Raw genomic sequence first — 18,222 nt, 5'->3', positions numbered from 1 at the left:
CTTGCCGGAATGGCTTGTTCTCACCCTCGCGATGCTGGCGGCCTGTGTCGTGGTCGTCATCATCACCCTCGTACGGCACCGCAGGGCGTCCGACGACGAGGACATCACCGAGACCCCGGACGTCATCGAGTACATGACAATGTGGATCGGCGTGGTGTACGCCATCGTCCTGGGCCTGGCCATCGCCGGCGTCTGGGAGGCACGCAGCGCCGCCCAGGACCACGTGCAGGCGGAGGCGATCGCGCTGCACGAGATCTCGGAACGCGTCCGGGTCTATCCGCCCGACGTCCGTGACCGCATCCGGGAGGATGTCAACGCCTATGTCGGACACGTCGTCACCACCGAGTGGAAGGCCATGGCCGACCGCGGCGAGGTGACCGAACGCGGCACCGAGCTTCTCGACCGCGTCCGCGCGGACGTCACCGACTACGAGCCGAGGTCGGACTTCGAGGCCCAGGCGTACCAGCCGCTCGTCGACCAGGTGACCGCGGCGGACCAGGCCCGCATCTCCCGGGCGGAGTCGACCGGGGCGACCATGCCGGGGGTGGTGTGGTTCGGGCTCGTCACAGGAGGCGTCGTCACGGTCGGCATGGTCTTCGCCCTGCAGATCCGGCGTACGGCACGCGAACTGATCCTCGCCGGGCTGTTCTCGGCACTGATCGCCTTCCTGCTCTTCCTGATCTGGGACTTCGACGCACCGTTCAGCCGCGGCGTCGCGGCGTCGACGGATCCGTTCCTGAGCCTCTTCCCGGAGGCCAAGGGCTGAGGCGTCCACGCGGACGGGCCCCTACGGGCGCCCCCGGCGGCCCCCTGCACGGGCACCCGCCGGGGGACGCCCGACACACCGTCACCGTCCCCTGAGCGGCCCACACACTTGCCCCATTCGCGCGACTGCGATCGCGTCGACGTGCACCGTTTCCTAGCGTTTCGGACATCGAGGTGCATTTCTGGCACGAGCGGAACAGGTCCGCCGCTGCTCCTCGGGGACCCGGAGGATTCACCATGCGCGCGATACCCGCCGCCTCGGTCGCTCTGCTGGGCGTCGCCGCCCTTTCCGCCTGCGTACCGGCCGGGGCTGCCGTAGGGGGCAGCGGTTCGACGTTCGGCTTCACCGTCCACCCCGCCACGGTCGCGCCGGGCGGCGAGGTCACGCTGGGGGTGGGCCGCGGTGCCGGCGGCTGCCGGGGACGCGTCACGGTCTCGTCGGCGGTGTTCGACACGGTCACCATCCCGCGGCACGAGTCGTCCGCGACGGCACAGGTCGACCGGGACGCCAGACATGGGGCGGTCTACCAGGTGACGTTCACCTGCGCCAAGACGACCGGAACCGTGAACCTGACCATCGCGGGCCACCACTCCGACCACCCCACGCACGAACCCCGCCATCCCTCCAAGGGCGTGCACGCCGGCGAGGGCGGCAGCATCGCCGGGCTCGACGTGAAGGAGATCGGCCTCGGCGCCCTGCTCATCGCGGGCTCGGTCGGCACGGCCTACCACCTCTCACGCCGCCGCTCCGCCGAGGACGGCGCCTGACATCTCCCCGCCCCGCACGCCGGACAGGGCTTCGCCCCGGACCCGTTGTGGATCCGGGGCGAAGCCCTGTCCACGCGCCACGCGCCACGCGCCACGCGCGATCCGGCCGTGCGCCGCCGGCGCGCGGTCCGAAGGGGACCGGACGGGCCCGCCTCCGAGGCGAGCCCGTACGGTGTCGGACAAAACGGACGGGGACGGTTCAGATACGCCGCTCGGCCCGGCGGCGCATCCAGAACAGGCCACCACCGGCGACGGCCGCGGCGACGAGCCCGCCGCCGATCGCCATGTCGGTCGGGGTCGCCCCGCTGGAGCTGCTGCCGCCGACGCCGCCGCGGACGCCGCCGATGACGGTGAAGGCCGCCGGACGCGTCAGTCGCCTGCCCGAGCAGTTGACGGTGATGTCGTAAGAGCCCGGCCGGGCGTCCTCCTTGATGGTGGCGGTGCCCTTGGAGGTCTCGTTGGCACCCTTGACCGGGGTCAGGTGGGTCGTCCGGAACGCGTCCGAGGTCATCGTGCCGCCCTGCGGGCAGCCGTCGACCGTGACGGTCATCTGACCGCCGCGAGCGATCACACTGGGCAGCGCGACGATGTTGGACGGCTGGTTGTGGTCGCCGCCGGCGGTGGCCGTGGGGGCGGCCAGCCCGAGGACAGCGACGGCGGCGCCGGCTGCCGCGAGGGCACGAGTGTTACGCATGTGATCCTCCGCGGAAGACGCCCCGGGACCCGTCCCCGGTCGATCGGCGAGAAAGCGTCTCCCAGAAAGACCCTCAGTTGACCTGCGCGGAGCCGCATTTCGGGAATGGTCCGTCCTGGTGAGAGGGCATACCGGACCGGTGGCGCGCGAGTGGATATCGCCGCAGGTCACGGACCGTCAGAAATTTCCTGCCGGGGAAATCCCGGATGGCTCACGGAAGGGCGTGCGCGCCACCCGTTCGCCGCCGCCCCGTCGCCGGTCGGGCGCACGGCGCTTAGCGTGCTCGTATGCGCGAATGACACGGCGACGGCCGCGTCGAGAGGGGATGGCGAATGTATGCGTCCGAGTTGGCCGAAGAGGAGGAGCGGCGGAGGAAGCGCGCTCCCTGGGGCGTGATAGCGCTTGTTCTGCTGACCGGGCTCGCGCTCATCCGGAACGGTTCGGGGGAATTCGACGTGGGCCCGCCGCAGCCGGCGTCGGCCGCCGCCTCGGACACCCGCGTCGCGGGTGGCGACGGCGCCGCCGCGGGGCTCACACCACTGCCGTACTCGGTACCCGACCGGGTCGGCATTCCCGCCATCCAGGTGGACGCACCGATGATGCCGGTCGGTCTCGACGCGGACGGCTGGGTCGGCGCGCCGCCGCCCGAGGACCCGAATCTGGCCGGCTGGTTCACCGGCGCGGTCACTCCCGGGGAAAAGGGCACCGCGGTCGTCGTAGGCCATGTCGACAACCAACAGGGCCCCGCCGTCTTCTACGGGCTCGGGGCCCTGAAAAAGGGGAACAAGGTCGACGTGCACCGCCAGGACGGAAAGACGGCGGTCTTCGAGATCTACGGCATCGAGGTGTTCGCGAAGGACGATTTCCCCGGCGACCGGGTGTACGCCTCCAAGGGCAGCCCCGAATTGCGGGTCATCACCTGCGGCGGCGGTTTCTCGAAGCAGAACGGATACGAGGGGAACGTCGTCGTCTTCGCCCGCATGACCGGGATCCGCTGAGCGTGTCCCGGCCGGGCGGGCGTCGCGGGCGTCAGACGTAACGCCGCCGGGGGACGGTGAGGTGGTAGCCGGAGTCCAGCAGCTCCGGCAGGTAGGAGCGCAGGGCGCGGACACTCTGCGAGCGGTCGCCCCCGGCGTCGTGCGAGAGCACCACGACGCCGGGGGCGGCGCCGTCCTCGACCCGGTCGACGATGGTGCCGGTGCCGGGGGTGGTCCAGTCGAGGGTGTCCACGGTCCAGGCGAGCGGTTCCATGCCGAGTTCGGCGCCGAGTTGGAAGGCGGCGCGGTTCCACGCTCCGTACGGGGCCCGGAACCACCGGGGCGGCTCGCCGTAGGCCTGCTCGACGACCTCGCTCGTGCGCTCCATCTCGGAGCGGATACGGCGCCGGCCGAGACTGGTCAGCAGCGGGTGGGACCAGGTGTGGTTGCCGACGACGTGCCCTTCGTCGGCCATCCGGGACAGTAGGTCCCTGTTGTAGTCCGCCATCTCGCCGCACACGAAGAACGTCGCGCGCACGTCGTACTTCGCCAGTGTGTCCAGGATGTCCGGGGTGTAGCGGGGGTCGGGTCCGTCGTCGAAGGTGAGCAGCATGGTGCGGCCCCGGCCCGACACGCGCAGGATCGGCTCGCTGCGCACCGGGGTCCGCGCGGGCGCGGCGCGTGGCGCACCGTATCCGGTCAAGGGCTGAAGGCGGTATGCGGAGGGCTTGAGCGGGCGGTGCGCCGGGGGACCCGGGGCAGGGGCGACCGGCCGGGCCGGTCCGTCCCCCAGGGCCACCGCGAGCGCGCCGGCGGTGCCTGCCGCTCCCACGGCCGCGGCGCCGGCCAGCAGTGCGCGGCGTCGTGTCAGCAACTGATCCTTCTTCATGACTCATCAGTCGCCCGGCCACGGTCCGGCGCACCTGAGCAACACCGGTGCGGCGGCACGAAACCACCCGCACGGCCCAAGATCACGAGCGACCGGATAACCTCGCGGCGTGACGGAACAGCACTCCCAGCAGTTCGAACGGGGCACGGACGGGCCGAAGGTCATCGTGGCCGGGGTGGACGGCTCCGACTCCTCGCTCCGGGCCGCGGCCTACGCCGGCGGTCTGGCCCGGCGGCAGCGCGCGCTGCTCGCCGTGGTGTACGTGCAGCCGGTGCTGGCGTCGGGCGCGGCGCTCGGGGCACCGGTGACGGAGACGACCGACGAGATCGCCGAGGACCTGGTGGCCCAGATCCGGGAGGCGACCGAGCGGTCCAAGGGGATATTCGACGTGCGCTGGGAGTTCCACACCTTCCGCGGCGACCCCTACAACGGGCTGGTCACGGCGGCCGACGAACTGAAGGCCGACGCCGTGGTGGTGGGCGCCTCGGAGCAGGCCGGCCACCGGATCGTCGGTTCCGTCGCGGTGCGGCTGGTGAAGGCGGGGCGCTGGCCCGTGACAGTGGTGCCGTAGCACCGGCGGCTACGGTGCGTGCGTCGTGGCTCCCGTCGCGGACGGGTGTGGGTCCACGCCGATCGCGGTCAGCTGCCACAGCCCCAGCGTCCGCCGCAGGCCGGTGCCCTCCCCGGCCTCCGTGTCCTCGATGTGCTCGATGGGTTTGCGGCGGAGAACGCCCTCGCCCATGCGGAACCCGGCCACGCGTGGGCGAGTCGGGCGCCGACATCCCGAACCGGATGCCGGGCGCGCCGGGCACCGGGCACAGTCGTCAGGCCGCGGGGAGTACCGGCGCGGACCTTGTGGACGGCGCCCGGCCCGGCTACTCCCCCATCACCAGCCCGTCCTCGGCCGCTCCCCGGCTGAGCACGACGTCGCGGATCCGGTCGCGCACGGCACGCAGATCGGCACCCCGCTCCAGCGCGCGGTTGAGGTTCACCACCCGGCCGGCGTCGACGTCGAACAGCTGCGGGACGAACTCGGCCCGGGTCACCCGCCAGCGTTCACCGGGCCGGGCGGGCGGGGCGAAGGTGAAACGGCCGATGGTCGACTGGTTGCCGCGCGGGTCGCGGGCACCCTCGTCGTTGATCATCTCGCCCGCGATCTGGTCGCCCATCCCGTAGATCACCCAGGTGCCGTTGACCTTCTCGTACGCCTGCGGGACGTGGGCGTGGGTGCCGAGGATCAGGTCGATGTCGGGACGGTCGCCGGTCCGGGCGGCGGTCAGGCTCCGGGCCAGGGTCAACTGGTCCTCGTCGGGCTCGTCCTGCCATTCGGTGCCCCAGTGCAGGGACACGACGACGATGTCCGCGCCGGCCTTCCGGGCGGCCCGGGAGTCCGTGACGATCCGCTCCTCGTCGATCATGCCGACCGCCCAGGGTTGCTCCTCGGGGACCGGGTGGCCGTTGGTGTGCAGGGTGTAGGCGAGGTGGGCGACGTCGGCGCGGCCCGCGCGCAGGACCGTCGCGGTGCGCGCCTCGGCCTCGGTGCGTGCCGTACCGGCGTGCCGTACACCGGAGCGGTCGAGGGCGTCCAGGGTGCGGCGGATACCGTCGGCGCCGTCGTCGACGCTGTGGTTGGAGGCGGTGGAGCAGCCGTCGTAGCCGGTGGCGGCCAGCGCCTCGGCCACCTGGGGCGGGGACTTGAAGAGGGGGTAGCCGCTGTAGTCGCCGTTCGCGCCGTACACGGTCTCCATGTGGCACAGGGCGAGGTCGGCGCGTGAGACGACGGGTTCGGCGCCGGCGAGCATGGGGCGGAAGTCGTAGCCGGTGCCGCCCGCGTCGAAGCGTGCGCGTTCGATGATCGAGTCGTGCGGCAGTACGTCGCCGGAGGCGACCAGGGTGAAGACACCGGTGTCCGCGGCGGACGGGGCCGGGGCCGGCCGTTTCGGCGGTTCGTGGTCGCGGGCCTGGCAGGCCGCGCCCACGGTGAGAAGGGCGGTCAGGGCCAGGGCCACCTGCCGACTGCGTGTGATCATCCGTTCACTCCGCTGGGGTCGCACACACCGATGGATAGTCACATTTACTTACAAACAGGTAATGAGGCTCACGGTGTCCCAGACGGTTCCGACACGCCCATTAGCCCGTCCGGCGTGCGCGAACGGGGTGCGCCGGCCGACCGAACGGGGTGCGCCGACCGTTCGTCGAACCGTTCGTCGACGCGATCGACCGTCCGTCGCACACCCGTGCGCGCGCCCTGTCCCCGGACGGCGGCCCTGCGGTGCCATACGGCCATGACGGCCGGAATCACCCTGACGGACAGAACGAACGGGACGACCGCCGAGCACGAGCTCGCCGCACTGCAGCGCGAGCACGGCCGGCCGCTCTTCGCGTTGCTGCTGCGGCTCAGCGACGGGGACCGGCAACGCGCCGAGGACCTCGTGCAGGAGACCCTGGTCCGCGCCTGGCAGCATCCCGAGGCGCTGCGCGCCGACGACTTCGACTCCGTACGGCCCTGGCTGCTCACCGTGGCCCGGCGACTCGCGATCGACGCGCGCCGGGCCCGGCAGGCGCGGCCCGCGGAGGTCGGCGACGCCGTACTGGACAACGCACGGGTCTGCGCCGATCACGCCGAACGGGCCGCCGCGGCCCTGGATGTGCGCGAGGCTGTGAAGACACTCACTCCTGAGCACCGTGAAGTCCTGGTGCTGGTGTACTTCCAGGGGGCGAGTGTGGCGGAAGCCGCGGCAGCCCTGGGCATCCCGCCCGGTACCGTGAAGTCCCGCGCGTACTACGCGCTGCGCGCCCTGCGCAGGGTGCTACCGGGATACGCCGCCGACCTGCGGTGAAACCGACCGCATGGTCAAGCCTCCGTAAAGCGCCTTGCCCTGGACCCCGGTTGAGTAATCGGCTGTCCTCATCCGTGTTCCGGACGGGGGCCCATGACCCGGGTCGGGCGACGCGTACGCACCGGAGGAAGGCAGGAAGGGATGCTGCACAGAGGTCAAGAGAGCACGGACGGCACCGGTGGGGGCGAACTGACCGTTCCCATGGCGTGGCTGTACGCCGAGTACATCGCCGACGAGCTGCTGCGGACCGGCGACCTGATGCCGCCGACGTCCTTCGAGTTCCGCGCCGGGCGCGACGCCCTGGCGCTGACCGTCTTCCTGTCCGACACCGACGACGAGCTCGGCGGCATCCGGGTCATCACCCGGCTGGAGACCTGGCTGTCGTTGACCGCCTACGACCAGCCGTGGCACGAGTGGGTGCGGTCGCGACTGGCCGAGGTCACGGCCGACGCGGTCGCCGCCGGCCGGCACTCGCCGGACCTGGAGCTGGCGCGGGACGCCTGGCGCTGGCTCCAGGAGACCGAGCTGCTCGCCCCGGACCTGAACGCGGTCCCGGGCGGGGCGGTGACCGGGGAGGACGAGGGGCCGAAGGTGTGGACCCCGGCGTGGCAGCTGGGGCTGCCGCTCGGCCACCTGGCCATCCATCTCTTCTAGGGGGCGGGCCGGTTTCCCGGGAGCCCGGTCGGTTCCGCGAACTTCTTCGCGGGCGGACCAATCCGCGGGCTCGGCCGCTCCGAACCCCTTGGTCGCGATTCTGTCTGTGGCTTGAGTGATTCGGCTGTCCGGTGCGTACGGGTGGGAGCAAGGAGTGACCCCACCCACACCCAACGGCACGAGGATTCGGCATGAGGTCCCTGGAAAGGCATCGTGACGTCGGCGCCTACGCGCTCGGCGTGCTGGACGAGGCGGAAGCGTTCCGCTTCGAGGACCACCTCATGGAGTGCCCCCGGTGCGCGGCGCAGGTGACCGAATTCGGCCCCGCCACCCGTCAGTTGATGCTGTACCGGCGGGCGACGCCGCGCCTCGTCCACCCCATGGCCAGGCCCGGCCCGAGGCTGCTGGACCGACTGCTGGCCGAGGTGACCGCGCGCCGAAGGGCCGGCCGCAGGCGGGTGCTGTACGCCGTGGCCGCCGCGGTCGCGTGCGCCGTGGCCGGTCCCGGCGTCGTCATCTACACGGGACAGGCCGACCCGGCGGTGCGGATCACCGCGACCGACGAGCGGTCCGGGGTGTGGGCGCGGGTCACCACCGAGGACGAGGCCTGGGGCACCGATGTGGAACTCGAGGTCAAGGACGGGGCGGGGCCGCGCTCCTGCCGGCTGATCGCCGTCGGACTCGACGGCACGGAGCAGACGGTCACCAGTTGGAACGTCCCCGGGGACGACGCCCGGCCGAACACCATGCACGGCGGGGCCGCCCTGCATCCCGGCCAGATCGCCCGCTACGAGGTGCGCACCGCGGACGGGGAGCATCTGGTGACCCTTCCCGCCGGCTGAGTGGTCACCGTCAGCCGAGCGTCTCGCGCCGGAGCCGGGCGCAGGTCTGGCCGAGCAGCCGGGAGACGTGCATCTGGGAGATGCCCATGCGTTCCGCGATACGGCTCTGCGACCAGTCCTCGAAGAAGCGCAGGTAGAGGATGGCGCGTTCACGCGACGGCAGCCGGCGCACCGCCTCCTTGACGCTCTCCCGGTCGACCACCAGCTGGAAGGCGTGGTCCGTCTCCCCGAGGAAGTCCACCGGCCTCGGCCCTTCCTCGTCCGCGCCGCCGCCTCCGTTCCCGGCGTCGAGGGACAGGGCACGGTAACTCTCGAGAGCCTCCAGTCCGTCGCGGACCTGCTGCTCGGACAGCCCGGTGTGCCGGGCCAGGTCGTCGACGGTGGGGCGCGCGCCGCCGGGGCCGAGGGCCAGTTCCACATAGGCGGCCCGCACGCGGTTGCGCAGTTCCTGGACGCGGCGCGGCACCCGGACGTCCCAGGTGCGGTCGCGGAAGTGCCGCCGCAGCTCCCCGCGGATGGTGGGTATCGCGAACGGCTCGAACGGCCCCCTGGCCGGGTCGAACCGCCGGATCGCCTTGAGCAGTCCCAGGGCGGCGACCTGGCGCAGGTCCTCGGTGCTCTCACCCTTGTCACGGAATCGCGAGGCCAGTCGGTGGGCCATGGGCAGCCAGGCCCGGGTCAGCTCCTCCTGCAGCCGCTCCTTCTCGGGGCCGTCGTCCAGTACGGCGAGACGGACGAAGGCCGCGGTGACGGCGTCCGGGGTGTCGGGCGCGGGGCGCCGGACCGCGGCTGCGGTGGGGTGCGGGCGTGCGGCGACATGGGTCGGCATACTGCGGGGTTCCTCACGGTGGGCTCGGTCACGTTCTCTCCGACCTTCTCTGCCCATGCACCCCTTGGCCGCATTCGGGACTTTGGTCCTCAATCGTGCAGAACCGTAGCTTTTCTCGCTGATCCGGGCAGCGCTACTTGAGCAGCCGGGACAGCCTCCGGTCCGCCAGCGGCTTGCCGCCGGTCTGGCAGGTCGGGCAGTACTGGAGCGAGGAGTCGCTGAAGGAGACCTCGCGAACGGTGTCGCCGCACACCGGACAGGGCTCGCCGGTGCGGCCGTGCACGCGCAGCCCGCTCTTCTTCTCGGCCTTGAGCCGGCCGGCGGCGATGCCCCGGGAGCGTTCGACCGCCTCGGTGAGCGTGCCGCGCAGCGCGGCGTACAACCGTGCGGTCTCCTCGTCGGTGAGCGACGCGGCCAGTTTGAAAGGGGACATCCTCGCCGCGTGCAGGATCTCGTCGCTGTACGCGTTCCCCACGCCCGCGATCAGACCCTGGTCGCGCAGGGCGCCCTTGAGCTGCCGCCGCTCGCCTTCGAGGAGCGCGGCGAAACGCGCCTCGTCGAAGTCGTCGGCGAGCGGGTCGGGGCCGAGCCGGGCCACGCCGGGCACCTGCCGCGGGTCGGCCACGACGTACACGGCGAGCCGCTTCTGCGTGCCCGCCTCCGTCAGGTCGAAGCCGGCGCCGGTCTCCAGGGCGACGCGCAGGGCGAGCGGACCCTTGCCGGGGCGGGGAAGGCCGCTGGGGAGGCTGTCCTTCCAGTGCAGCCAGCCCGCGCGGGCCAGGTGGGTCACCAGACGCGGGCCGCCGGCGGTCTCGACGTCGAGGAACTTGCCGTGGCGGTGCACCGCGGCCACCTGGTGGCCCTCCAGGGCGGTGAGCGGCGGGTCGTACGTCTTCAGGACGCTGATCGCCACGGGCAGGACACGGACGATCTCTCGGCCGGTGAGGTGCTCGGTTAGGAAGTCCCTGAGCGCCTCGACCTCGGGCAGTTCGGGCATACGTCCAGAGTGCCACCGGGGACCGACAGTGCCAGTGGGACGGCCGGTACTCAGCCCGCGCGGTGGGACACCACGAACTCGGACCACACGCACTTGCCGCCGCCGCGCGCCTCCACGCCCCACTCGTCGGCGAGGGTCTCGACCAGGAGCAGCCCGCGTCCGGAGACACCGGCGTCCCCGGCGTCGCGGCGGCGCGGCAGGGCGCTGGAGGAGTCCTCGACCTCGACCCGCAGCCGGCGGTCGGTGCCGGTGAGCAGCCGCAGGGTGACGACGGCGGAGCCCTCGGTATGCATGAGGGCGTTGGTGACCAGTTCGTCGGCGACCAGTTCGATCTCATCGCTCTGACCCGCGGCGCCCCAGGCGCGGACGGCGGCGCGGATCATGTGCCGGGCCTCGGTGAGGGCCTCGGGGTCGCCCGGGGACACGTGCTGCTGGAGCCGGCCGAAGGTCCTCGGGGCGCCCGTGCCGTGGCGGCGCAGCAGGAGCAGCGCCACGTCGTCGTCGCCTCGGCGCTCCTCCGCCACGTCGATGAGCCGGTCGGCCAGGTCCCGCACGTCCTGCGGGCCGGAGGCGACCAGCGCCGTGAGCACCTCTATCCCCTCGTCGAGGTCGGCGCCGGGCTGCTCGACCAGGCCGTCGGTGCACAGCAGCAGGGTGTTGCCCGGGTCCAGCTCGACGGTGGAGACCGGGTAGGCGAGGCGCCCAAACTCGGCGGACAGGCCGAGCGGCAGCCCGCCCTCGACGGGGACGCGGCGGCAGCTTCCGTCGTCTCGCCGCAGCAGGGGGTCGATGTGCCCGGCGCGGACCACCTGGACCACTCCGGTGCCCAGGTCGGCCTCCGCGTACAGGCAGGTCGCGAAGCGGTCGGTGTCCAGTTCGTGGAGGAAGACGGAGGCCCGCGCCATCACCGTGGCCGGGGGGTGGCCCTCGGCGGCGTAGGCGCGCAGCACGATGCGCAGCTGGCCCATGACGGCGGCGGCGTGCGTGTCGTGGCCCTGGACGTCGCCGATGACGGCGCCGACCCGGCCGCCGGGCAGCGGGATCAGGTCGTACCAGTCACCGCCGATGTCGCGCCCGAGGGCACCGCCGATGGTGGCCGCGCGGTAGCGGACGGCGACGTCGCAGCCGGGCACGCTGGGGATGCTGCGCGGGAGCATGGCCTGCTGGAGGCCCTCGGCGAGGTCCATCTCCTGCTCGTAGAGCATGGCCCGCTGCAGGCTCTGCGCGATGCCGCTGCCGAGCGCCACGAGTACGTTGCGGTCCTCCGCGGAGAAGCCGCGCCGGTCGCTGTAGAGCAGCCCGATCGCGCCGATCGGCCGGGCCTGGGCGATCAGCGGCAGGTAGGCGGCAGCGGTGATGTTCAGGTGGGTGATGCTCTGCCACAGGCCGGGATAGCGCTCCGCGAAGTCCTCCGGCGACTCGATGAAGCGGGGGCTGAGGGTCCGTACGGCCTCGCTCATCGGGTACGGCTCGTCGATCCGGGTGACGCGGGTGCCGGGGACGAAGCTGTTGTCGGGGCCGTCGGCGACCAGCCGGATGCGGCCGGCCTCGACCAGCCCCATGACGAGGCTGGTGGCGCCCAGGCGGGTGAGGCCGTGAGTGTCCCGCAGGACCTCGATGACGTCGTCCACCGTACGGGCGTGCGCGAGTGCGGCCGTGGCGAGCTGGACGACGTTGGTGAGCCGGCGGCGGGCCTCGTCCTGCGCGGCCTGCTCGCGGCGGGCCTCGATGTCGCCGACCTCCTGGGTGGCGTCGCGGACGATGCCGATGATCCGGCGGGGGCGGCCGGTCTCGTCGCGGCGGATGTAGCCCTGGGTGCGGGTCCAGCGCAGGGTGCCGTCGCGGCAGCGCAGACGGAAGTAGGTGCCGTAGTTCTCGCTGCCGTCCTTCATGGCCTGGGCGACCAGGGCGTCCAGGCGGTGGCCCTCGGCGGTGGGCACGCGCACCGACAGCGACTCGGGGCGCCCGTCGTACTCCTCGGGGCGCAGGTCGAACACCTCGTAGGCCTGGGCGTCCATGTGGAACAGTCCCGTGTCCAGGTCCCAGTCGAAGCTGCCCATGCGGTTGAGCGCCAGGATCGGGTCCGGGTGGGCGGGCCAGTCGTCCGGGAGTGACAGGGCACTCGCTCCCCGATCAGCCATGGGCCCCACCTTGCCAGGATTTGCCCGATTCTTCGACTTGTTCGGCTCCTTCGCGCTGTCAGAAGACATCCGCGGGAGTGCCGCCGTCGGGCAGGCCGGGAGCGTCCGGAGTGCTGTCCGGGTCGAACTCGGTCGCGTCTTCGGTGGGTGTGCCGTCCGGGTAGGCCTCTTCGTCCGTCCCTTCGTACGTCCCTTCGTACGTGCCCTCATATGTCTCTTCGTACGTCTCTTCGTAGGTCTCCTGGCGCGTCCCTTCGTAGGTCTCCTCGTACACCTCCTCGTGCGCCGCTTCCGGGCTCGGCGGGGTGCGGGGCGCGTCGGTCGCCGGGGTGGCGGGCGGTGAGGACGGTGGCGGAGTCGGGGCCGGAGTCGTCGTGCCGGTGACCCAGGCGGGTGTGGGGACGGGCCGGTCGTGGCGCGTGTCGTGGCCGGGTCGCCGCTCGATCCAGGTGTCGCCCACGGTACTGACAAGGGTGAGGCCGGTGATCGCCCGGGACGCCGGGGTCACGGTGATCACCTCGGAGGGCCGGTAGCCGGGCCAGGGCAAGCCGCGGGTGACCGGGTCGCCGCCGGCCGCGGCCGGTGCCTTCAGCGGGTTGCCGCAGGCACAGCGGACGCGCGGCACACCCCGGTCGTCGACGAGGACGGCCGTGCCGGCCTGGAGGACCGCCTGGTATCCGGTGGCCCGGCTGCCCCGGTAGCCGTGGTTGGTGACCCGGGTGTCGGCGCGCAGCACGACCGGGGTGAGTCCTCTCAGGTAGTCGGGGACCGCCGCCGCCGAGACCCCGGCGACCCCGGCGAAGGCGTGGGTCCGATCCGGGCGCGCGGCCAGATGGCCGATCTGCCGGGTGACGTCGCAGCTGCCGACGTTCCGGATGCCGCCGTAGAGGCCGGGCGTACCGCCCGAGAGGGGGCGCAGCCCGTCGAGCGCGACGGGCCTGCCGGCGGCCGACGCGGGCCCCGGCGTTCGGGTGGCCGGGGGCGGGGTAGCCGTCGAGACGGCCGTGGACTCCGTGAACGGGTCGGGACCCTGGGCGGCGACCGGTTGGAGGTGGAGCACTCCGCCCGTGGCGGCGGCCGGGTCGCCGTCGGCACCGGCGACGCCGCAGCCGGTGGCGCCGGCCAGAAGCGCCGCCGAGAGCAGGCAGGCGCCCACGGAGGGGCCGAGAGGTGTCCGCACCGCGTGCTCCTGTCGATCGGGGGAGAAGAAGATTCACGGGAAGAGCAATCAACAACAATTCAGACAACCGGCCACTATTGTCTGCTTCGCTCGCTCACGTCACGCAACCGGAGCGACGTCGTACGGAGAGTGACGCACGCTAGGAGCGCCGTGGAGTGGTTCACCGCACCCGACTACTGGCTGAGCCGGCTGGTCTTCCAGCGGGCCCTGGCCGTCATGTACCTGGTCGCGTTCCTGACGGCGGCCCTGCAGTTCCGTGCGCTGATGGGCGAGCGCGGTCTGACGCCCGTGCCCCGGTTCGTCGAGCGGGTGCCGTTCAAACGGGCGCCGAGCCTGTTCCAGCTGCGCTACTCGGACCGTCTCTTCGCGGTCGTGGCGTGGGCGGGCTGCGCGGTGTCGGCGGCGCTGGTGGCGGGGCTGGACTCGTTGCTGCCGCTGTGGGGGGCGATGCTGCTGTGGCTGGTGCCGTGGGTGCTGTACCTCTCGATCGTCAATGTCGGGCAGACCTGGTACTCGTTCGGCTGGGAGTCGCTGCTGCTGGAGACCGGGTTCGTCGCCGTGTTCCTCGGCAACGACGAGGTGGCGCCGCCGATCGTCGTGCTGTTCCTGCTGCGCTGGCTGCTGTTCCGGGTCGAGTTCGGGGCGGGACTGATCAAGATGCGCGGCGACGAGTGCTGGCGGAAACTGACCTGCCTGGACCACCACCACGAGACCCAGCCGATGCCGGGCCCGCTGAGCTGGTTCTTCCACCACCTCCCCCGCCCCCTGCACCGCGTCGAGGTGGCCGCGAACCACGTCACGCAGCTCGTGGTGCCCTTCCTGCTGTTCACGCCGCAGCCCGTCGCGACGGCCGCCGCCGCGCTGATGATCGTGACCCAGCTGTGGCTGGTGCTGTCGGGAAACTTCTCCTGGCTGAACTGGATCACCATCGTGCTGGCCCTGTCGGCGGTCCGGTTCCCGGCCGATCCGCCGTCCGTGTCCGTCGCACCGCTCTGGTACGAGGTCGTGGTCCTCGCGGTGGCGGCGCTGCTGGTGTTCCTGAGCCACCGGCCGGTCCGCAACATGCTCTCCCGCCGCCAGGTGATGAACCGCTCCTTCGACTCGCTCCACCTGGTCAACACCTACGGCGCCTTCGGGACCGTCAGCCGGGTCCGCTACGAGGTGGTGATCGAGGGCACCGCCGACGAGGTGGCCCGCGAGGACGGGGACTGGCGGGAGTACGAGTTCAAGGGCAAGCCCGGTGATCCGCGGCGCTGGCCGCGCCAGTTCGCGCCCTACCATCTGCGGCTGGACTGGCTGATGTGGTTCGCCGCGCTGTCGCCGTCGTACGCCGGGTCGTGGTTCGGCACCCTGGTGGAACGGCTGCTGGAGAACGACCGGACCACGCTGAAGCTGCTGCGCCGCTCCCCGTTCCCGCCCGACGCGCCGCCGCGCTTCGTCCGTGCCCGGCTGTTCCGCTACCGGTACACGACGTGGCGCGAGCTGCGGGAGACGGGCGCCTGCTGGGAGCGTACGTATGTGCGGGAGTATCTGCCGCCGACGCGACTGGTGGGCACGGTCCAGTGACCGTGCCGGGCGGACGGGCCCGGCCCGCGGGGCGAGCCGGGCCCGTTCCGCGAGCTACGCGCGCTTGAGCCGCAGGGTCATCAGCTGGAACGGGCGCAGCCGTACGGCGATCCGGTCGCCGTCGGCCTCGACCGCGTACTCCTCCTCGGCCAACGGCCGCTCCAGCAGGTCGGTGACCGCCACCCCGGCGATCGGGAATCCGGCCGTCAGGGTGGCCCGCGCCCGGCCGCCGTGGGCCTCGTGGAAGCGGACCACCACGTCGCCGCTGCCGTCGTCGGCCAGCTTGACGGCGGTGACCACGACCGCGTCCCGGTCTGCCGACACCAGCGGCGCGACCTCCCCGGCGCCCGTGACCCGCCGCTCGGGCTGGTTGATCCGCCAGCCCTCGCGCACGGCGTCGCCGATGCCCGCGCCCGGCACCAGCGCGTGCCGGAAGCGGTGCACGCCCTGGTCGGTCTCGGGGTCGGGGAAGCGCGGGGCGCGCAGCAGGGACACCCGGAGTGTGGTGGTCGTACCGGCGTCGCCGTCGGTACGGACCGTACGGGTGACGTCGTGGCCGTACGTCGAGTCGTTGACGACGGCCACGCCCCAGCCGGGCTCCTCCAGGTGGACGAAGCGGTGGTTGCAGGCCTCGAACTTGGCCGCCTCCCAGCTGGTGTTGGTGTGCGTGGGCCGGTGGAAGTGCCCGAACTGGGTCTCCGACGCGTACCGTTCGGCGTGCACGTCCAGCGGGAAGGCGAGCTTGAGGAACTTCTCCGTCTCGTGCCAGTCGACCTCGGTGTCCACCTCCAGCCGCCGCTCTCCCGGCGCCAGGGTCAGCACCTGGGTGACGCGGGAGGAGCCGAAGGAGCGGACGATCCGCACCGAGGCGCCGTCGTCGCCGGGGGCGACCTCGTCCGCGTCGGTGAGGTCGGTGACCGTGTTGCGGTAGAACTCGTCGACGTCCCAGGCGTCCCACATGTTCGGGAAGTCGGGGTGGAGCTGGAGCAGGTTGCCCGCCCCGCCCGGGGCGATCGTCTCGCGGTCGGCTGTGATGTCGTACGCCGACACGACCAGTCCGCGTTCGTCGATCTCGACGCGCAGCAGGCCGTTGTCCAGGACGTGGCCGCCGCCGGGGCGGGCGGTGAGGCCGGTGCGGCCCTCGGTGGCGGGGGCCGCGGCGGCGCCCGCCGGGACTCCGGCCCGGGCGTGCGGGGCGGCGTTGAAGACCAGCGGGGTGTCGCCCTCGCCCGCCAGGGCGCGCTGCGCGGCGTCGATGATCCCGTTCAGCTCGTCGGCGACGCGGTCGTAGGTCGCGCGTGCCTCACGGTGCACCCAGGCGATGGACGAGCCGGGCAGGATGTCGTGGAACTGGTGCAGCAGGACCGTCTTCCAGATGCGGTCCAGGTCCTCGTACGGGTAGGGGAGCCCGGCGCGCACGGCCGCCGTGGCCGCCCACAGCTCGGCCTCCCGCAGCAGGTGTTCGCTGCGGCGGTTGCCCTGCTTGGTCCTGGCCTGGCTGGTGAGGGTGGCGCGGTGGAGTTCGAGGTACAGCTCGCCGACCCAGACGGGCGGCTCGGGGTTCTCGGCCTCGGCCTTCTCGAAGAAGGCCTGCGGGGTCTCCCACTCGACCGTCGCCGAGCCTTCGAGGTCGCGCAGCCGGGCCGCCTTGGCGACCATCTCGCGGGTGGTGCCGCCACCCCCGTCGCCCCAGCCGGTCGGGGCGAGGGAGTGCCGGGCGACTCCCTTGTCCTTGAAGTTGCGGGCGGCGTGCGCGATCTCGCTGCCCTTCATGGAGCAGTTGTAGGTATCGACCGGCGGGAAGTGCGTGAAGATCCGGGTGCCGTCGATGCCCTCCCAGCGGAAGGTGTGGTGCGGGAACTTGTTCGTCTGTGACCAGGAGATCTTCTGCGTCAGCAGGTACTTGGTGCCGGCCGCCTTGATGATCTGCGGCAGGCCGGCCGCGAACCCGAAGGTGTCCGGCAGCCACGCCTCGTCGTTCTCGACGCCGAACTCGTCGAGGAAGAACCGCTTGCCGTGCACGAACTGGCGGGCCATCGCCTCCGAGCCGGGCATGTTGGTGTCCGACTCCACCCACATGCCGCCGGCCGGCACGAACCGGCCGTCCGTCACGGCCTTCTTCACCCGGGCCCACACCTCGGGCCGGTGGTCGCGGACCCACGCCCACTGCTGGGCCTGCGACATGGCGAAGACGAAGTCGGGCTCGTCCTCCAGGAGGGCGGTCATGTTGGAGGTCGTGCGGGCCACCTTGCGCACGGTCTCCCGCAGCGGCCACAGCCACGCCGAGTCGATGTGCGCGTGGCCGACGGCGCTGATCCGGTGCGCGGAGGGGACGGCGGGGGCGGACAGGACGCCGGTGAGGCGGGTACGGGCCTGCTCCGCCGTGCCGTTCACGTCCTGGAGGTCGATGGCGTCCAGCGCCTTGTCGACGGCGCGCAGGATCTCCCAGCGGCGCGGCGACTCCACCGGCAGCTCGGCCATCAGCTCGCCGAGGACCTCCAGGTCGAGCACGAGGTGCCAGACGGTCTCGTCGAGGACCGCGAGATCCATGCGGGTGAGCGTGTACTGCGGCTCACTGCCCGCCGTGTCCTTGTCGCCGAGCCGCGTGGGCACGAAGGGGTGGTAGTCGAGGATGACCGGGTTGGAGGCGGCCTCGATGTGCAGGCGGACCTCCTCGCCGCCCTCCACGGGGGCGCCGATCCGCACCCACTGGTTGCGCGGGTTGAGGCCCTTCACCGGGGTGCCGTCGGGGCGGTAGACCAGGCCCTCGCACTGGAAACCGGGCATGTTCTCGTCGAAGCCGAGGTCGAGGATCGCCTCTACGGTCTTCCCGGCCCACTCCTTCGGCACGGTGCCGGTGACGCGGAACCAGCTGGTGCCCCAGGGAGCGCCCCAGCGGGCGCCCACCTCGACGGGAACGGGGTCGGACGCGAGCCCCTCGGCGACCGGCACGGGCTCGCCGGGGGCGTTCCACACCGCGACGTCCAGCGGCACGGACTCGGGGTACACGGCGGGGCGGACGCGCTCGTCGAGGACGCGCTTGAGGCGGGCTTCGACCAGGTTGCGGTCGTCATGCATGC

17 protein-coding genes are annotated in these 18,222 nt (G+C 72.3%); 8 read left to right on the top strand and 9 right to left on the bottom strand.

Annotated elements, in window-relative coordinates:
* Position 1 precedes the first annotated feature (1 nt).
* Together ACFW48_RS29045 and ACFW48_RS29040 are read left to right on the top strand one after the other, a co-directional pair.
* The gene (locus tag ACFW48_RS29045; protein WP_386319562.1) at positions 2–766 is read left to right on the top strand and encodes a hypothetical protein; all 765 of its coding nucleotides are present in this window, start codon (positions 2–4) and stop codon (positions 764–766) included.
* A 236-nt stretch (positions 767–1,002) separates the two neighbouring features.
* The gene (locus ACFW48_RS29040) at positions 1,003–1,533 is read left to right on the top strand and encodes a hypothetical protein (protein WP_386319559.1); all 531 of its coding nucleotides are present in this window, start codon (positions 1,003–1,005) and stop codon (positions 1,531–1,533) included.
* A gap of 199 nt (positions 1,534–1,732) precedes the next feature.
* Here ACFW48_RS29040 and ACFW48_RS29035 read toward each other — a convergent pair whose 3' ends face one another.
* Complete coding sequence (locus tag ACFW48_RS29035; RefSeq protein WP_386319557.1) at positions 1,733–2,227, bottom strand: hypothetical protein; 495 nt, start codon at positions 2,225–2,227, stop codon at positions 1,733–1,735.
* A 332-nt stretch (positions 2,228–2,559) separates the two neighbouring features.
* On the opposite strand from ACFW48_RS29035, the gene ACFW48_RS29030 reads away from it, so the two are divergent.
* Positions 2,560–3,225 (top strand): class F sortase, encoded by a 666-nt coding sequence (locus ACFW48_RS29030; RefSeq protein ID WP_386319554.1) that lies wholly within the window; start codon positions 2,560–2,562, stop codon positions 3,223–3,225.
* Positions 3,226–3,256: 31 nt separating this feature from the next.
* Here the strand turns inward: ACFW48_RS29030 and ACFW48_RS29025 are convergent, their stop codons facing one another.
* The gene (locus ACFW48_RS29025) at positions 3,257–4,093 is read right to left on the bottom strand and encodes a polysaccharide deacetylase family protein (RefSeq protein ID WP_386319551.1); all 837 of its coding nucleotides are present in this window, start codon (positions 4,091–4,093) and stop codon (positions 3,257–3,259) included.
* Between the two features lie 109 nt (positions 4,094–4,202).
* Here ACFW48_RS29025 and ACFW48_RS29020 point away from each other — a divergent pair, with 109 nt between their 5' ends.
* Positions 4,203–4,664, top strand: a complete 462-nt coding sequence (locus tag ACFW48_RS29020; RefSeq protein ID WP_386319548.1) for a universal stress protein — start codon at positions 4,203–4,205, stop codon at positions 4,662–4,664.
* Between the two features lie 9 nt (positions 4,665–4,673).
* Here ACFW48_RS29020 and ACFW48_RS29015 read toward each other — a convergent pair whose 3' ends face one another.
* Positions 4,674–4,850, bottom strand: a complete 177-nt coding sequence (locus ACFW48_RS29015; protein WP_386319811.1) for a hypothetical protein — start codon at positions 4,848–4,850, stop codon at positions 4,674–4,676.
* A gap of 118 nt (positions 4,851–4,968) precedes the next feature.
* A complete protein-coding gene (locus ACFW48_RS29010; RefSeq protein ID WP_386319545.1) occupies positions 4,969–6,123 on the bottom strand; it encodes a CapA family protein in 1,155 nt (384 codons plus the stop codon).
* Between the two features lie 255 nt (positions 6,124–6,378).
* Between ACFW48_RS29010 and ACFW48_RS29005 the strand changes: the two genes are divergently transcribed.
* From ACFW48_RS29005 to ACFW48_RS28995, 3 genes are all read left to right on the top strand, one after another.
* A complete protein-coding gene (locus tag ACFW48_RS29005; protein WP_375911599.1) occupies positions 6,379–6,933 on the top strand; it encodes a sigma-70 family RNA polymerase sigma factor in 555 nt (184 codons plus the stop codon).
* A gap of 141 nt (positions 6,934–7,074) precedes the next feature.
* Complete coding sequence (locus tag ACFW48_RS29000; RefSeq protein ID WP_386319543.1) at positions 7,075–7,587, top strand: hypothetical protein; 513 nt, start codon at positions 7,075–7,077, stop codon at positions 7,585–7,587.
* 191 nt (positions 7,588–7,778) lie between these two features.
* Entirely contained in the window at positions 7,779–8,429 is a 651-nt protein-coding gene (locus tag ACFW48_RS28995) for a zf-HC2 domain-containing protein (RefSeq protein ID WP_386319540.1), read from the top strand.
* Positions 8,430–8,439: 10 nt separating this feature from the next.
* Here ACFW48_RS28995 and ACFW48_RS28990 read toward each other — a convergent pair whose 3' ends face one another.
* The 4 genes from ACFW48_RS28990 to ACFW48_RS28975 form a co-directional block, all read right to left on the bottom strand.
* The gene (locus ACFW48_RS28990) at positions 8,440–9,258 is read right to left on the bottom strand and encodes a SigB/SigF/SigG family RNA polymerase sigma factor (RefSeq protein WP_386319537.1); all 819 of its coding nucleotides are present in this window, start codon (positions 9,256–9,258) and stop codon (positions 8,440–8,442) included.
* 133 nt (positions 9,259–9,391) lie between these two features.
* On the bottom strand, positions 9,392–10,255 hold the full coding sequence (locus ACFW48_RS28985) for an Fpg/Nei family DNA glycosylase (RefSeq protein WP_386319535.1): 864 nt from the start codon (positions 10,253–10,255) through the stop codon (positions 9,392–9,394).
* Between the two features lie 50 nt (positions 10,256–10,305).
* Complete coding sequence (locus tag ACFW48_RS28980; RefSeq protein ID WP_386319532.1) at positions 10,306–12,396, bottom strand: SpoIIE family protein phosphatase; 2,091 nt, start codon at positions 12,394–12,396, stop codon at positions 10,306–10,308.
* A gap of 58 nt (positions 12,397–12,454) precedes the next feature.
* Complete coding sequence (locus tag ACFW48_RS28975) at positions 12,455–13,576, bottom strand: DUF6777 domain-containing protein (protein WP_386319529.1); 1,122 nt, start codon at positions 13,574–13,576, stop codon at positions 12,455–12,457.
* A gap of 150 nt (positions 13,577–13,726) precedes the next feature.
* Here ACFW48_RS28975 and ACFW48_RS28970 point away from each other — a divergent pair, with 150 nt between their 5' ends.
* Complete coding sequence (locus ACFW48_RS28970; protein WP_386319787.1) at positions 13,727–15,142, top strand: lipase maturation factor family protein; 1,416 nt, start codon at positions 13,727–13,729, stop codon at positions 15,140–15,142.
* A gap of 54 nt (positions 15,143–15,196) precedes the next feature.
* Here ACFW48_RS28970 and ACFW48_RS28965 read toward each other — a convergent pair whose 3' ends face one another.
* Positions 15,197–18,220 (bottom strand): alpha-mannosidase, encoded by a 3,024-nt coding sequence (locus tag ACFW48_RS28965; protein WP_386319526.1) that lies wholly within the window; start codon positions 18,218–18,220, stop codon positions 15,197–15,199.
* Positions 18,221–18,222 lie beyond the last annotated feature (2 nt).

Source organism: Streptomyces sp. NPDC058812, from assembly GCF_042744565.1.
Taxonomy (GTDB): Bacteria; Actinomycetota; Actinomycetes; order Streptomycetales; family Streptomycetaceae; genus Streptomyces; species Streptomyces thinghirensis.
Note: the sequence above shows the minus strand (reverse complement) of the source record. Positions and strands in the feature narration are given on the sequence as shown.

Bases quoted from the DNA above. Each gene is read 5' to 3' on its own strand.
- ACFW48_RS28965 (WP_386319526.1), bottom strand. From the start codon at position 18,220: ATGCATGACGACCGCAACCTGGTCGAAGCCCGCCTCAAGCGCGTCCTC.
- ACFW48_RS28990 (WP_386319537.1), bottom strand. From the start codon at position 9,258: ATGCCGACCCATGTCGCCGCACGCCCGCACCCCACCGCAGCCGCGGTC.
- ACFW48_RS28980 (WP_386319532.1), bottom strand. From the start codon at position 12,396: ATGGCTGATCGGGGAGCGAGTGCCCTGTCACTCCCGGACGACTGGCCC.
- ACFW48_RS29000 (WP_386319543.1), top strand. From the start codon at position 7,075: ATGCTGCACAGAGGTCAAGAGAGCACGGACGGCACCGGTGGGGGCGAA.
- ACFW48_RS28985 (WP_386319535.1), bottom strand. From the start codon at position 10,255: ATGCCCGAACTGCCCGAGGTCGAGGCGCTCAGGGACTTCCTAACCGAG.
- ACFW48_RS29040 (WP_386319559.1), top strand. From the start codon at position 1,003: ATGCGCGCGATACCCGCCGCCTCGGTCGCTCTGCTGGGCGTCGCCGCC.
- ACFW48_RS29030 (WP_386319554.1), top strand. From the start codon at position 2,560: ATGTATGCGTCCGAGTTGGCCGAAGAGGAGGAGCGGCGGAGGAAGCGC.
- ACFW48_RS29005 (WP_375911599.1), top strand. From the start codon at position 6,379: ATGACGGCCGGAATCACCCTGACGGACAGAACGAACGGGACGACCGCC.
- ACFW48_RS29035 (WP_386319557.1), bottom strand. From the start codon at position 2,227: ATGCGTAACACTCGTGCCCTCGCGGCAGCCGGCGCCGCCGTCGCTGTC.
- ACFW48_RS29010 (WP_386319545.1), bottom strand. From the start codon at position 6,123: ATGATCACACGCAGTCGGCAGGTGGCCCTGGCCCTGACCGCCCTTCTC.
- ACFW48_RS28995 (WP_386319540.1), top strand. From the start codon at position 7,779: ATGAGGTCCCTGGAAAGGCATCGTGACGTCGGCGCCTACGCGCTCGGC.
- ACFW48_RS29025 (WP_386319551.1), bottom strand. From the start codon at position 4,093: ATGAAGAAGGATCAGTTGCTGACACGACGCCGCGCACTGCTGGCCGGC.